This is a genomic window from Nonomuraea sp. MTCD27 (genome assembly GCF_041950495.1).
Lineage (GTDB): Bacteria > Actinomycetota > Actinomycetes > Streptosporangiales > Streptosporangiaceae > Nonomuraea.
On sequence record NZ_JBGNUW010000031.1, the window covers coordinates 33404 to 47558 of the forward strand.

The 14155-nt window shown below is 70.1% G+C and carries 11 protein-coding genes; 2 read left to right on the forward strand and 9 right to left on the reverse strand.

Going from position 1 to position 14155, the window contains the following annotated elements; all coding sequences use genetic code 11:
- Positions 1 to 6: 6 nt before the first annotated feature.
- The 7 genes from deoC to ACBJ59_RS54840 are packed head-to-tail and all read right to left on the reverse strand — an operon-like array spanning position 7 to position 7913.
- Positions 7 to 927, reverse strand: coding sequence for a deoxyribose-phosphate aldolase (gene deoC, locus ACBJ59_RS54810; protein ID WP_375117936.1), 921 nt, complete (start codon positions 925 to 927; stop codon positions 7 to 9).
- Positions 920 to 1927 carry an ABC transporter permease gene (locus tag ACBJ59_RS54815; RefSeq protein ID WP_375117937.1) on the reverse strand — a complete coding sequence of 336 codons (1008 nt, stop codon included), beginning with the start codon at positions 1925 to 1927 and terminating at the stop codon, positions 920 to 922. Before ACBJ59_RS54815 ends, deoC begins: the two co-directional genes overlap by 8 nt.
- Positions 1924 to 3411: a sugar ABC transporter ATP-binding protein gene (locus ACBJ59_RS54820; RefSeq protein ID WP_375117938.1), complete on the reverse strand. Its 1488-nt coding sequence runs from the start codon at positions 3409 to 3411 to the stop codon at positions 1924 to 1926. The genes ACBJ59_RS54815 and ACBJ59_RS54820 overlap by 4 nt, the downstream gene beginning before the upstream one ends.
- A complete protein-coding gene (locus tag ACBJ59_RS54825) occupies positions 3408 to 4349 on the reverse strand; it encodes a sugar-binding domain-containing protein (RefSeq protein ID WP_364133765.1) in 942 nt (313 codons plus the stop codon). Before ACBJ59_RS54825 ends, ACBJ59_RS54820 begins: the two co-directional genes overlap by 4 nt.
- Complete coding sequence (locus ACBJ59_RS54830; protein WP_375117939.1) at positions 4346 to 5860, reverse strand: ribulokinase; 1515 nt, start codon at positions 5858 to 5860, stop codon at positions 4346 to 4348. The genes ACBJ59_RS54825 and ACBJ59_RS54830 overlap by 4 nt, the downstream gene beginning before the upstream one ends.
- A gap of 2 nt (positions 5861 to 5862) precedes the next feature.
- A complete protein-coding gene (locus tag ACBJ59_RS54835) occupies positions 5863 to 6915 on the reverse strand; it encodes a galactitol-1-phosphate 5-dehydrogenase (RefSeq protein WP_375117940.1) in 1053 nt (350 codons plus the stop codon).
- A gap of 17 nt (positions 6916 to 6932) precedes the next feature.
- Complete coding sequence (locus ACBJ59_RS54840) at positions 6933 to 7913, reverse strand: substrate-binding domain-containing protein (RefSeq protein WP_375117941.1); 981 nt, start codon at positions 7911 to 7913, stop codon at positions 6933 to 6935.
- A gap of 243 nt (positions 7914 to 8156) precedes the next feature.
- Here ACBJ59_RS54840 and ACBJ59_RS54845 point away from each other — a divergent pair, with 243 nt between their 5' ends.
- On the forward strand, positions 8157 to 8615 hold the full coding sequence (locus ACBJ59_RS54845) for a nuclear transport factor 2 family protein (RefSeq protein WP_375117942.1): 459 nt from the start codon (positions 8157 to 8159) through the stop codon (positions 8613 to 8615).
- A gap of 109 nt (positions 8616 to 8724) precedes the next feature.
- Positions 8725 to 9963: an epoxide hydrolase family protein gene (locus tag ACBJ59_RS54850; protein WP_375117943.1), complete on the forward strand. Its 1239-nt coding sequence runs from the start codon at positions 8725 to 8727 to the stop codon at positions 9961 to 9963.
- Between the two features lie 250 nt (positions 9964 to 10213).
- Here the strand turns inward: ACBJ59_RS54850 and ACBJ59_RS54855 are convergent, their stop codons facing one another.
- Both ACBJ59_RS54855 and ACBJ59_RS54860 read right to left on the reverse strand, forming a co-directional pair.
- Positions 10214 to 10645, reverse strand: coding sequence for a hypothetical protein (locus tag ACBJ59_RS54855; RefSeq protein WP_375117944.1), 432 nt, complete (start codon positions 10643 to 10645; stop codon positions 10214 to 10216).
- Positions 10646 to 11023: 378 nt separating this feature from the next.
- A complete protein-coding gene (locus ACBJ59_RS54860; protein WP_375117945.1) occupies positions 11024 to 14068 on the reverse strand; it encodes an NACHT domain-containing protein in 3045 nt (1014 codons plus the stop codon).
- Positions 14069 to 14155 lie beyond the last annotated feature (87 nt).

Genomic DNA, 14155 nt, shown 5'->3' on the forward strand with positions numbered 1-14155 from the left:
CTCTCCCTAGTCGATGGTGTAGTAGTCGGGCCCGCCGTAGTGGCCGGTGGCGAGTTTGGTGCGCTGCATGAGCAGGTCGTTCAGCAGCGTCGAGGCGCCGAGCCGGAACCACGCGGGGTCCAGCCAGTCGCCTCCGGCGATCTCCTTGACCAGCACCAGGTAGCGGAGGGCGTCCTTGGTGGTACGGATGCCGCCGGCCGGTTTGACCCCGGCCTGCCGCCCGGTGGCGGCCCGGTAGTCCCTGACGGCCTCCAGCATGATCAGCGTGACCGGCAGGGTGGCGGCGGGCGCGACCTTGCCGGTGGAGGTCTTGATGAAGTCGGCCCCGGCGTGCAGCGCCAGCCAGGACGCCCGGCGCACGTTGTCGTAGGTGACCAGCTCGCCGGTCTCCAGGATGACCTTCAGGTGGGCCGGGCCGCACCGCTCTTTGACGGCCGCGATCTCGTCGAAGACCTTGCGGTAGTCGCCCGCCAGGAACGCTCCGCGGTCGATGACCATGTCGACCTCGGTGGCTCCGGCGGCCACCGCCGCGGCCGTGTCGGCCAGCTTCACCTCCGGCGACGTGCGCCCGGCGGGGAAGCCCGTGGCGACCGAGGCGAGACCGACGCCGCTGCCCCGCAGGGCCTCGGCGGCCACCGCGACCAGGTCGGGGTACACGCAGAGCGCGGCGACCGGGGGAGCGGTGGCGTCGGCCGGGTCGGGCCGCACGGCCTTGGCGGCCAGCGCGCGTACCTTGCCCGGGGTGTCCGCCCCTTCGAGGGTGGTCAGGTCGACCATCCTGATGGCCAGGTCGATCGCGTACCGCTTGGCCGTGGTCTTGATCGACCGGGTGGCCAGGTCGGCGGCCCGCCGCCGGACGCCGACCTCGTCCACGCCGGGCAGCCCGTGCAGGTAGGCCCGCAACGAGCCGGGAACGGAGTCAGGCACGAGCCCCCCGCCTTTCGATGAGCATGTTGAGGACCAGGGCGACCAGCAGGATGAGGCCGGTCACCACCATCTGGAAGAAGGAGCCCAGGCCGAGCAGGTTGCAGAGGTTGCGCAGCACCGACAGCAGCAGCACCGCCACGAACGTGCCGAACACGCCGCCCCGGCCGCCGAACAGGTTGGTGCCGCCGAGCACCACGGCCGCGATCGCGTCCAGTTCCAGCCCGCTGAAGGCGGTCGGCTGGCCCACGGTCAGGCGGGAGGTCAGCAGCACCCCGGCCAGCGCCGCCAGCGCGCCGGACACGGCGAACACCGCGGTGATCACGCCCCGCACGGGCAGGCCGGACAGCCGGGCGGCCTCCTTGTTGCTGCCGACGGCGTAGACGTACTCGCCGAACGTGGTGCCGCGCAGCACCGCGGCGGCGAGGAGGGTGACCACCACGAAGATGATCCCGACGATCGGCACGTAACCGATGAACCCGCCCCCGAGGAGCTGGAACGCCTCCGAGCCCCCGGCCTGCGCCGGCTTGCCGTCCGTCAGCAGGTAGGTGAGGCCGCGGATGGCCGTGAGCCCGGCCAGCGTGGTCATGAACGACGGCAGCGACAGGTAGGCCGACAGCCCGCCCATCGTCGCCCCGAACACCGCGCCGACCGCCACGCTGAGCAGGATCGCCGGCAGCACCGGCACGCCCGCGGCCATGAGCAGGGCGATGGTCATCCCGCCGAACGCGGCGACGCTCCCGACCGACAGGTCGATGCCCGCCGTCAGCACCACCATGGTCATCCCGATGGCCACGATCCCGGTCAGCGACGACTGCTGCAGCAGGTTGGCGATGTTGCGGCCGGTCAGGAACTGCGGCGCCAGCAGCGACGCCACCACGCACAAGGCGAGGAAGACCAGCAGCAGATTGGACTTGACGATCAGGTCGGCGCCGCGGCGCGATCGGCCGCCGCGTTCCGGCCCGGCGGTCGAGGTCACCGTGGACCCGAGGGATGCGGTCATGGTGTGGCTCCTGTGATGACGGTGTGCGCGATGACGCTTTCCGGGCTGACGCGGGGGTCGAAGGCGGCGACGTTGCGGCCCTCGTACAGGACCTGGATACGGTCGGCGTTGGCGGTCAGCTCGTTGAGCTCGCTGCTGGCGAGCAGGACCGCGACGCCCTGGTCGGCCAGGTGGCGCACCTGGCGGTAGAGGTCGGCCTTGGCGCCGACGTCCAGGCCGCGCGTGGGCTCGTCCAGCAGCAGCACCCGGATCCCGCCCCGGGTGATCCACTTGGCCAGCACGATCTTCTGCTGGTTGCCGCCGGAGAGCTGGCCGACGAGCTGGCCGGGCCCGGCCGCCTTGACGCCGAGGTCGGTGAGCGCGGGACGGGTCAGACGCCGCCCGAGCCGGCCCGGCAGCAGCCATGGCGGGCGGCCGAGCGCGCCGATCGCGGCGTTGCGGCTGACGGACAGCCCGAGCATCAGGCCCTGCTCCTTCCTGCTCTCCGGCACCAGCGCCAGGCCCGCGCGCACGGCGGCGGCCGGGCTGGCGACGTTGAGCGGGCGGCCGTCCAGATGGGCCGTGACCTGCGCCTTCAGATCGCCGAACAGGGCGCGCAGCAGCGTGGACCGGCCCGCGCCGCCGAGCCCGGCGAGCCCGACGACCTCGCCGGGCCGCACCTCGACGCCGCGTACGTCGAGGAGTCCCGGCACGTGGGCCCGCTCGACGCGCAGCAGCGGCTCGCCCTCGGGCAGGGGCCGGTCCGTGGCGCCCACGAGCTCGCCCGCTTCACCGATCATCGCGGCCACGAGCTCGTCCGGCCCGGTGGAGGCCAGGTCGTAGACCCCGGCCGTGCGGCCGTCGCGCAGCACCGTGGCGCGGTCGCCGATCTCCGTCACCTCGTCCATGCGGTGCGAGATGAAGATCACCGAGCGTCCTTCCGCGGTGAGGGACCGGATGACCTCGAACACCGCGAGCAGCTCGCTCTCGCCGAGCGTGGCCGACGGCTCGTCCATGACGATGACCCGCGCGTCGGCGGTCAGCGCCTTGGCGATGGCGGTGAGCTGCTGGGCGGCGATCGGCAGCGCCCTGACCGGCGTGGTGACCGGGAAGGAGGCGCCGACCCGGTCCAGCGCCTCGCGGGCCAGCCGCGCGCGCCGTGCCCGGCGTACGAACGGGCCCAGCCGCGGGGAGCGGCCCAGCAGCAGGTTCTGCGCGACGGTGAGGTCGGGCAGCAGGTCCAGCTCCTGGTAGATGACCGCGATGCCGGCCGCCAGGCCCGCGTGCGGGGTGGCGGGGCTGAAGGGCTGCCCGTCCAGCAGGATCGTGCCCTCGTCGGGCCGGTAGGAGCCGGCCAGGATCTTCATGAGGGTGCTCTTGCCGGCCCCGTTCTCGCCCAGCAGGCAGTGGACCTCGCCGGGGCGGACGCTCAGCTCCACGCCGTCCAGCGCGACGGTGCCGGGGAAACGCTTGACGATCCCGGTCATGCGCAGCCGCTCTGTCATGACTCCTCCAGCAGATGGGTCGCGTTCTGGTCGTCGGTCACCAGCACGTCGCACAGGCCGCTGGTGACGACGGCCCGGCACACCGCCCGCTTCGCCCTGCCGCTGACCAGCGCGACCGAGGCGGCGGCCGAGCGCAGGACGTCCAGGGACAGGCCGAGCGTGCGCCCGTCCAGGGCGGGATCGACGATCCGGCCGCGGGCGTCGATGAAACGGCCCAGCACGTCGCCGACCGCACCGGCGCGGGCGAGCCTGGCCAGGTCGTCCGCGTCGACCTGACCCGAGTCCACCAGCACCGAGTCGCTGCCCATGCCGCCCGGACTGAACAGGAACAGGTCCGCCCGGGCGGCCAGCGCGAGCACGTCCGAGACGGATCGGTCGCTCTCCAGCACCTCCCGGGTGCTCTGCTGCTCCAGGATCGCCGGCGCGGCCAGCAGCGTCGCGGTGCCGCCACCGTGGTGAGCGATCAGGCTCGCCATGCTCTGGGCGCTGGTGGGCCGCCGCGACCGGCTGAGCGCGCCGTTGATCTGCACGATGTTGACGCCCGTCGCCCAGCCGGGGGTGAGCCCGCCGGCCAGCCGGTCGAGCGTCCGTCCCCAGGAGACACCGATCAGCCGGGGTACGGGCCGCATCGCCGCCAGGTGGTCGGCGCCCGCCGCGGCCACCCGGTCACGGACCTGCTCGTCGTCGTCGCTGCCGCCGCCCGCCACCACGATGGCCTCCCGCAGCCCGAACCGCTCCCGCAGCGCCCGCTCCAGGGCGCCCACCCGGGAGCGCGGATGCAGCACCTCGATCCGCACGATGCCGACCTCGCGCGCCTCGGCCAGCATCCGTCCCACCTTCCAGCGGGTGAGGTGCATCGCGTGGGCGATCTGCTCCTGGGTCTCGCCGCTCTCGTAGTAGCGGACGGCCACCTGGTAGAGCTGGTCGTCGTCGCTCATGAGCCGGCCCCCCTTCCCGGTTCGCTCAGCCGGTGGGAGATCTCCGTCGTGGCGGCGGTCGCCGCGCGGTAGTCGGCGTAGCCGCCGCGGTAGGCCGCCACGTGTCCGGCGACGGGCTCCACCGTGCGGACGCGCGGCGCGTACTGTGCCGCCGCCTCCGCCAGCGAGGCGTGCCGGCCGGTGCCGGCCGCGGCCAGCACCGAGCAGGCGCGCAGCGTCAGGTTGTCGCCGGTGACGAGGTGGACCGGCCGGCCGAGCACGTCGGCGGTCGTCTGGAGCCACAGCTCGTTGTGCCGGATGCCGCCGGACAGGTAGACCTCGTCCACGGCGATCCCCCCGTCGGTGAAGGAGTCGATGACCTGGCGGGTGCCGTACGCGACGCCTTCCACGGCCGCCCGGTAGACCTGCTCGGGAGAGCTGGCCAGGGTCAGCCCGAGCACCGCGCCCCGGAGCCGGGGATCGCGCAGCGGCGTGCGGTTGCCCATGAAGTAGTCCAGGACGATCAGCCCGTGCTCGACCGGCGGCAGCGCCGCCGCGGCCTTGATGAGCCCGCCGAGCTCGGCCCGCGGCCGCCCGATGAGCCGTTCGCCCGCCCAGGCCAGCACGGATCCCGCGCTCACCTGGCCGCCCTCCACGAGCCAGCGGCCCGTGTGCAGCGCGTCCGGGTACGGCCCCCAGACGGTGGGCGGGAAGACCGGTTCGTCGATCTCCGTGACGAACGCGTTGGACGTGCCGCACACGATCGACACCCGCCCGGCCGGGGCGCCGCCGATGGCCAGCAGCGACAGGTGCGCGTCGATGCCGCCCGACACGACGACGGCGGGACCGGTGACGCCGAGCTCCTCGCGGGCCGGCGCGCCGAGCGGCCCGACCGGGTCACCGACGGGCACGACCTCGTCCGGCAGCTTGCCGGCCAGGTCGCCGATGCCGAGCGAGGCGTACAGGTCGTGCGGGGAGCCCGCGCCGCGCGGGTCGTAGTTGCTCTTGCAGACGGCGTTCATCCGCGAAGCCACCCACCGCCCGGTCAGCCGCCACACCATGTAGTCCACCGCCTCGGCGATGCGCGCGGCGGCGCGGTAGGTGCCGGGCTCGTGGCGGGCCAGCCACATGGCCTTGGGCACCAGCCACTCCACCGCGTCGCAGCCGCCGGAGTAGCGCAGGACCGGATGGCCGGTCGCGGCGGTCAGCGCCGACTCCTCGCCCGCCCGGCCGTCCATCCACAGCAGAGCCGGCCGCAGGGGGCGACCCTGCCGGTCCAGGACGGCCACCGTCGAGGCCGTGGTCGCCACCGCGACGCCGGCGATGGGCGGGTGACCCGCCTCGGCGAGCGCCTGGCGGGCGGCGTGCACGCTCGCCCGCCACCAGTCGTCCGGGTCCTGCTCGGCCCATCCGGGCCGCGGAAAACTCGTCGGGTACGAGGCGTCGCCCGCCCCCATCGGCGAACCCTCGACGCTGTAGACCGCGGCCCGCGCGCCTTCGGTCCCCAGATCGAGAGCGAGGAAAGCCGTCATCGTCACTCCTCGTTCGGCAGGAAGAGGACCTTGGAGCTGAAGATCGACCGGTCACCGAGGCTGACCATCGTCTCGGGCAGCGCGTCCAGCCCCAGCTCATGCGTGATCATGAACTTCCACGCGAGGTCGCCCGAGGCCAGCGCCCTGGCGGCGACCCGCCACTCCTCCCCGGGGAACGGCGCCGAGAAGGAGTTCCAGGCGCCGTGCAAGGTGACCTCGCGGCGGAGGAAGGAGCTGAAGGTGGCCTTCGGCAGCACCACCGGGTCGTGCGGGATGCCGATGAACACCGCCTCGCCGTGCCGGGCCGCCAGGGCCACGGCCTGGTCGACCGTGGCGGGCACGCCCGCGGACTCGATGACCACGTCGTACCCGTCGCCGGCCCGCTCGGCCGCCTCCTCCGCGCTGGTCGCGGTATGCGTGGCGCCGGCCTCGGCGGCCATGGCGGCCTTCCGCTCGTTCAGCTCGATGACCAGCACCTCGGACGCCCCGGCGATCCTGGCCCACTGCACGGCGAACAGCCCGATCGGGCCGGCGCCCACCACGGCCACCCGCCGGCCGCCGCGCATCCGGGTGCGCCACAGGGCGTGCAGCGCGATCGCGGCCGGGTCGAGCATGGCCGCGGCGCGCGGGTCGAGGTCGGGGGGCAGCACCATCAGGTTCTCGTCCGGCACGGTGACGTACTGCGCGTACGCCCCGTCCCTGCGGCTGCCGAAGTAGCCGTAGTCCTTGCACAGGCTGAAGTGGCCCTGGCTGCAGGGGGCGCAGGCGTGGCAGGGGATGAGCGGAGGCACGGTGACCAGGTCGCCCTCGCGGACCCGGCCGGTGGCGGCCAGGCGGTCGCCGAGCGCGACCACGTGCCCCGAGAACTCGTGGCCGCAGATGATCGGGAAGTGGTAGGCCCCCGCGCGCAGCATGCGTGGAATGTCAGAGCCGCACACCCCGCAGGCCGCCACACGGACGAGCGCCTCGCCGGGGCCCGGTTCGGGCACGGGTACCTGTTCGACCCTGATGTCGCCAGGGGAGTGGAGCACCGCGGCCTGCATGGTTTCCGACATCCTTCTCTCTCCTTGGATTACTTGGAGGCCTCGGCGAATTCGCCGGTCCCGGCGTACTGGGCCGCGTTGTCCGTGTCGATCAGTGCGGTGCCGGCGTCGATGGAGGGCTCGACCTGCTCCTTCTTCTGGACCTTGAGCACCGTCTCCACGGCCTTCGAGCCGAGCGAGATGGGGTCGTTGAGCGCGGTGGCGACGTACTGGCCGGAGGGGATCTGCTTGACCGCCTCCATGAGCCCGTCCACCCCGGAGACCAGGACCTTGTCCTTGCCGTTCTCCTTGAGCACCTGCAACGCGCCGAGCGCCATGTCGTCGTTGTGCGCGTAGACGGCGGCCACGTCGGGGTGAACCTGGAGCAGGTCCTGCATCGCGGTGACCGCCTTGGAGCGGACGTAGTCCGAGTACGGGCCCTCGACGATCTTGATCTTGGGGTTGGCCGCCACCGCCTCGTGGAACCCGGCGCTGCGGTCGCGCGCCACGGCGCCACCGGCATCGCCGCGGATCTCGATGACCTTGCCGCCCTTGGCCCCGAGCTGCTCGCTGAGCCGCTTGCCGACGAGCGCGCCCATCGCCTTGTTGTCCCGCCCGACATGCGCGACCGCGCCCTCGGGCACCGGCCGGTCCACGGTCACGACCGAGACGCCGGCCGCCTTGGCCGCGGCGATGCCCGGCTGTACGCCCTGCGGGTCCACGGGGTTGATGAGCAGGACGTCGACCTGGCGGGTGAGGAGGTCCTGGATGTCGTTGTTCTGCTTGGTGACATCGCCGCCCGCGTCGGCGAAGTAGAGCGTGGCGCCGGCCTTCTTGGCGGCTGCCTCGGCCCCTTCGCGGAGCTGGACGTAGAAGGGGGACTGCTGGGTGGCCTGGCTGAAGCCGATGGTGACCGGACCGTCCGGCTGCGGGCCCTCGGTGGAGCCGCCCGGGTTGGTGGACACCGAGCAGGCGGAAAGGGCGGTGATCAGGAGGAGAGCGGGAATTGTGAGCGACCGGAATGCGCGCATTGGGGCCTCCGTATGTGACGTAGGTAACGCACCGTAAGTCGCGTATTAACCTCCGTGCAACACTTGAGCCGGATTTTGCTCATATGAGCAGATGTGCGGTGATCGTCCCGCATCGGTGGCTGAGCAGGCATGACGCAGGGCCGTGCCGCCCTCGATTTCTGGACTTGCCAGTCCATTCTGTGCTGCCGATGATGAGTGGACCACTTGGTCCAGAACGGAAGTCGAACGATGGGATGATCGATTGTGGATGCCATTGAGCGTCTGAGCATCACCGAGGAGCTTCGTCGTCTGATGGCGCGCTACGTCCGGTACGCGGATCTTCAGCGCTGGCAGGACCTGGCGAACCTGTTCACGCCGGACGGCACGTTCACCCCGCACAAGCCGGACGGGTCGGTCTGGTTGCACATGGAGGGCCGGGCAGGGATCGCCGCCACGGTAGGCGCCGGCGGCGGCCCCGGCGTCACCCTGGTCCACCACCTGTTCTCCGACGAGATCGACGTCGACTCGGCGACCGCCGCCCACGGCGTATGGGCGATGGAGGACATCATCACCCGGCCCGAGGACGCCGACGTGTCGGAGGACATCCCTTTCAGGGGCATGCACGGCTTCGGCCACTACCACGCGCGCTTCGTCAGGACGAACGGCTCCTGGTACATCGCCGAGCTCAAGCAGACCCGGGTCCGCCTGGACTTCACCGGCTGACGCCACCCACATCGGTCGCACCCGGCCACGGCACGACCAGAACGCCGGCAGGTGCTCCGCCTGCCGGACAGCACCTTCACTTCCACCGCTACGCGAAAGCAGCCTTGCCATGAGCAGCAACAACAACAGGCCCAGCGCGCTGGAGCCGTACAAGATCGCCGTCCCCCAGGAGGTCCTGGACGACCTCGAGGACCGTCTGAGGAGAACTCGCTTCTTCGACGACCTGGACAACGAGGAGGCGTACTACGGGATCAGCACCGCCTACCTCAAGCCGCTCGTGGAGTACTGGGCGGACGGCTTCGACTGGCGGGCGCAGGAGCAGCGGCTGAACACCTACGACCAGTACAAGGTCGAGATCGACGGCACGCCCGTGCACTTCTACCACGTGCGCGGCAAAGGCCCGAACCCGATCCCGCTCGCCGTTCATTCCGGCTGGCCGTGGTCCAGCGGGTTCAGCCTCCCGCTCGTCGGCCCGCTGACGGACCCCGCCGCCCACGGCGGCGACCCGGCCGACTCCTTCGACGTCATCATCCCCGACCTGCCCGGGTTCGCCTGGTCCACCCCCGTCGGCAGGGGCGACCTGAACTACTGGAAGATCGCCGACATCATGCACAAGCTCATGACCGAGGTGCTCGGCTACGACAAGTACGCCGCGGCGGGCACCGACTACGGTGCCCTCGTCACCAGCGCGCTCGGCCACAAGTACGCCGACAGCATCATCGGCCTGCACTACGGCCAGGACCTGCCGCCCGGCATGTTCGCCAACGAGCGCTTCTGGGACCTGACCGACGGCGCCAAGATCCCCGAGGACGCCACACCGGAGCTGCGCGCGGGCCTGGAGAACTTCGTCAACACCTACGCCTCCCACGTCGCGGTCCACATGCTCGACGCCTCCACCCTCACCCACGGCCTGAACGACTCGCCCATCGGCATGCTCGCCTGGCTGCTGCGGCGGTGGAAGAAGTGGAGCGACAAGCGCGGCGACTTCGAGGCGAACTTCCCCCGTGACTTCATCCTCACCGAGGCCACCACCTTCTGGGTGAACCAGGCCATCGGCTCCTCCATCCGCATGTACCGCAACGCGGTGCGCTACCCGTGGGTGCCCTCCCACGACCGCCGGCCCACCGTCGAGGCACCGGCCGGCTTCACCTTCCTCCTCGGCGACGCCTACCCGCCCGGCGTCAACACCGTCGAGGAGCGCATCGCCGCCTTCGAGCACGGCCCCACCCGCGACGCCTTCAACGTGATCAACGTCAACGCCCACATGAAGGGCGGCCACTTCGTCCACTACGAGAACCCCGAAGCCTTCACCGGCGACATCCGGGAAACCTTCCGGAAGCTGCGCTGACCAGGCAGCCACCGACGTCGACCCGCTGAAGAACCCCTGGAAGGCACCGGCTGCGGCGCGTGACGGCCGACCGCGCTGCACCCCGCCCGCCGACGTGCGCAGTAGCCGAACACCCGCACCACACTCCGGATACCCGGCATCGATGCGTGACCGATTCGGCGCTCCGTAGGGCACCCGAAGCTCGAACCCGTGGCGACTGCCGGCCCGGCCCGGCTCGGCCTGGCCCGGCCCGGCCTTAACGGGCGGTCGTTCAGCGGCCCTCGCCCGGGTCGCCCACGTCGCCCGGGTCGCCCGGGCCGGTGGAGGGATCGCCGGGCGCGCTGGTGCGGAGCATGCGGACCTCGGCTTGGGCGCCGGCGATGACGGCCGACACCGCCTCGGCTGAACGGCGGGACGCCAGCTCGCGCACCTCCTGCGGCGGGTCGCGATCGTCGATGACGACGAGCGTCCCCTCGTGCGCGACATAGGTGCGGACCTTCCAGCCGAGCCGGTGTCCCGCCGCCCGTGCCGCCCGCCGTACGTCGGCCGGCTCGCCCAACTCCGCCACCGCCTCACGGGCAAGAACGAGCTGACCGTAGAAGCCGCGGTACTCCGGTCTGAGGCGGGCGGACATCATCACCCTGACCTGTTCGACGAGCTTGGCGAAGCGGCGTTCGGCCAGTTCGTCCCTCTGGCTCGGCATGCGGATCGCCTCCCGCTGACACGCCTCGCTGTGTCCTCTTCTCAGAGTAGGCGGCCCGTGTGGCTGGTTCGCCCGATGAGTTCGAGACGACGACAACGTCGGTGAACCAACCCGGGCGTACGAGACGATCGCCGCAGAAAAGAAATTCCCCTGACTTCGGTTAAGTAATTCGGGCGTGCCGCGCGCCCGGATACGAGCCCGTCACCACGACGTGGGCAAGACCACCAAACGCGCCGAAACGCTCACCGAGCACCAGAACAGGAAGGGTTGCACATCAAGCTGAGAGCCGGGTGTGAAATCGATCGTGGAAGTGGGTGCAGTCGTACCGCCGCGAACTTCTCAACCGCCGCGTGAGGATGAGGGTGCCTGCCGAGGCCTTCAGGTTCGTACCAGGACCAGTAGCTTGTCTCGTACTGTCGTGTCCGTAAGGTCGGCGTTTGGGGTCAGCGCGATCAGCGTGGACAGCACACCACGCAGGCTTCGGGGCAGCCGTGAATCCGGCGCTGTTTGCGCGCTCTTGGTCAGGGCCGCCAGGACCAAAGTGGCCGCGAGGACCATGTCGCTCTGGCGAATTGGGCGACTTCGATCCCACAGTGGACTAGCAAGGTGCAACGCGTTTTCGACCAAAGCCCTCGTTTCCGCCGCACCGATCCTCGTCGCGACGGACAAGGCGTCCTTCAAGGCCGCAGCTGGGTCATCGGCTGGAGACCAAGTAGAGACCGCTCCTAATTCGTTACGGAGGAACTCTGTGAGGGATGCTCCTCCTGCCTTACGCCTACGCATTCTCGCGCCGGTCGCGGCCGCGTGTGTGGTGCGGCTGCGAATCAATTGAAGGCATGCCCGGCCGAGGACTACAACAGTGCCTACATCCAGGAATCCCAGATCGCTTGCGGCAGCCGCACGAGCGAAAGCGAGGTCGAGACCGAGGTCACGATCAAGGCTACGGTCCAGGTCGAGATCGAGGTCACGATCAAGGGCACGGGCAAGGGCAGGGTCTAGGTCGAGGTTCAGGTCGAGAGCAAGGGCGCGGTCACGGGTAAAGGCGAGGGCGAGAGTGCTGGTGCGATCACGGGCGAGGGTGCGAGCGCGGGTGCGGTCGAAGTTATGGGTGAAGTCGAGGCCGGACGCGCGGTAGAAGTCCTGGGCGAGGGCGCGGACCGCGCTAAGTGGAGGGTCGCGGGCGAGGGCAAGGGCGATCTCGATATCGAGCTTGTGGAGAAGTTGGCGTTGAGGGCGGGTCAGCTCTCGAGAGCGGCTGTAGGCGACCAGTTGGGTGAAGGTGAGAGCGGAGCGTGGGAACAAGAGGCGGAGGAAGAGATGAGTGTGATCGAGAATCAGATCGGGGTAAGCGCTGATCTGCTGAGGGGTGGGCCGATGGGGGTGAAGATCTACAGCGGGAGATATGAGGCGAGGGTAGTCATCGGTCCCAGTGTCTTTGGCCCACAGGCTGATTGTCGGTGAGTAGAGCTCGCTGCTGATGGCCTGTCGGGCTTCGTCGGTAGTGGGCAGCCGATAATTGGTGCCGTCGGTGAACAGGGTGTGAAGCCAGGTAAGAAAGTCGGTGATGTCGGCGGTCCATGGGCCGACGGCGGGTCCAGTCGTCGAGCCGGCAGATCTGGTGGAGATACGGGCGGCGTAGCGGTTCCATAGATCGGCGGTGACAGGATGGGCGCAGATGCGGGTGCCGTCGTCGAGGACGTGGGTGTCCTGCAGGGCGCGGGCGGCAGCGACACCGTCTAGGAGTCGGATCTGTTCGGGATCGGTAGGCGTGATGGTTAGTAACTGGTCGAGCTGGGCGCGCAGGGTGGGGTCGAGTTCGCGGGCCTCGGCTGCGCAAGCGTAGGCGAGGTGCAGCGCGGGAACGGTGCGGGCGGCTAGGCATGCCTGGACGACGCGGCTGGCATCAGCGCGGGCGGCCCACAGCAACGTGGTTTCGCGCCACCAGGGGTCGCTGACGTTGTCGCTCAGGAGCTTGCGGCGGGAGCGATGATCGGAAATCAGAGCGGCGGCCAAGTACTCCTGCAGCGTTTGGTGAACGAAGCCGTAGCGCTTGTGCCGGCGTTCCAGGAGCAGGCCGCTGCGTCGGGCATGAGTGAGGAACGCCGCTGGGGTGAGGGTGGGAGCGGTGCGTTCCAGGACGGGGCGAATCGCGCGCTGGGCGTCTTCGATGGAGATGTCACGAAGTTTTCGGCGCATCATGTGCAAGGCGAGTTCCTGGACGATGCGTTCCTTCTTGTCACCGTCGAGGCTGGCGAGTTCGTCAGTGAGGTTCTTGGCTTCCTGGCGGCGGTGGAGCAGGACCTGGCACATCTCCTCATAGAGGGCAGCGCGACTGCTGGGCAGGCTGCCGCGATATCGGTGCACGTTGGCGATCATGGTGAGGAGCAGTGGGTTGGCGGCCAGATCGTAGAGCGCGGGAAGGCCTCTGATGCGGCGCAAAAGGTCGTCGGCGGCCTGGACAGCGACCCGGTCGATCTCGTGCGGATCGCCCTGGCGAGCGCGCTGCTCGATGGACCGATACCAGTCGTGCAGGAACCCCTGGATCTGGTCACTGGTGAGCCGCTGCACCGCCAAGACATCGGCCCTGGCCAGCCGATTGGTGTCATATCCCAGCGGACGAGAGGTGATGACGAAGGAGTTGCCGGGATAGCGGCCGATCTGCGCCTCCACCCACTGTGTCACGCGGCCTCGGTCCCCGGCGTCAACAACCTCATCTAGCCCGTCCAGGAGCACCACGCACCGCCCACGCGACAAATACCGTTCCAGCCACTCGGCCGGGATCACGCCATCCAGCCATCGGGCACGGACCGCCACCTGAGCCAGGTCCCGCGGCCGGCCGTCCGTGACGGCCTCGGCATGGTCACGCAGGTACAGCAGGACTGGGATCCGCCGACGACGCCAGAACTCTCTCTGCCACGGCCACCGTCGTTCGGTCAACTCCAATGCGGTATAGCGCGCTAGCGTGGTCTTCCCTGATCCGGCGGCGCCCAGCACCGCCAGTGCGCGTCCCTTGACCAGGAACGACTCCAGCGACGCCCGCCGAGCTGTGGCGGCAGCCCCGTCCGCTGGAGTGGTGGGGCCGATACCACTGTCAGTCACGGCATCGGCCACGGTTCGGGGCTGCAGCATCACGTCGACGTAGACCTGCCGGGCCTGCAGTACGAACTCCGCTTGGGTAAGGAGTCCGATCGTCTCCATCTGGTCAACCGATGCCTGCACCCGCCGCAGATAATCGCGCTGCGACCCTCTTCCACGCCGTACCCTAGTGCCGTCCCCGGACGCTACAGGAGTTGCTCCCGCCTGGATCAGGGCGCCCAGGACTGTGAACACCAGAGCCAGATATCCCCAGCTCCAGCTCAGAGTCCCGTCGGCCAGGATCTGGTTGATCGCTATCCCTGCAGCGACCGTCAGCGACGCGCCCACGAAGACGCGCCCAACAGACCTCAGCGTTCGCAACGGCCGTCCTCCCGACACAGAAGACCAGACTCGCGAACCCACTTAACCGTGTTG

What these genes read in the sequence shown, in the direction of transcription:
- ACBJ59_RS54815 (WP_375117937.1), bottom strand. Translation starts at nt 1,927, where the DNA reads ATGACCGCATCCCTCGGGTCCACGGTGACCTCGACCGCCGGGCCGGAA.
- ACBJ59_RS54820 (WP_375117938.1), bottom strand. Translation starts at nt 3,411, where the DNA reads ATGACAGAGCGGCTGCGCATGACCGGGATCGTCAAGCGTTTCCCCGGC.
- ACBJ59_RS54825 (WP_364133765.1), bottom strand. Translation starts at nt 4,349, where the DNA reads ATGAGCGACGACGACCAGCTCTACCAGGTGGCCGTCCGCTACTACGAG.
- ACBJ59_RS54830 (WP_375117939.1), bottom strand. Translation starts at nt 5,860, where the DNA reads ATGACGGCTTTCCTCGCTCTCGATCTGGGGACCGAAGGCGCGCGGGCC.
- ACBJ59_RS54835 (WP_375117940.1), bottom strand. Translation starts at nt 6,915, where the DNA reads ATGTCGGAAACCATGCAGGCCGCGGTGCTCCACTCCCCTGGCGACATC.
- ACBJ59_RS54840 (WP_375117941.1), bottom strand. Translation starts at nt 7,913, where the DNA reads ATGCGCGCATTCCGGTCGCTCACAATTCCCGCTCTCCTCCTGATCACC.
- ACBJ59_RS54850 (WP_375117943.1), top strand. Translation starts at nt 8,725, where the DNA reads ATGAGCAGCAACAACAACAGGCCCAGCGCGCTGGAGCCGTACAAGATC.
- ACBJ59_RS54855 (WP_375117944.1), bottom strand. Translation starts at nt 10,645, where the DNA reads ATGCCGAGCCAGAGGGACGAACTGGCCGAACGCCGCTTCGCCAAGCTC.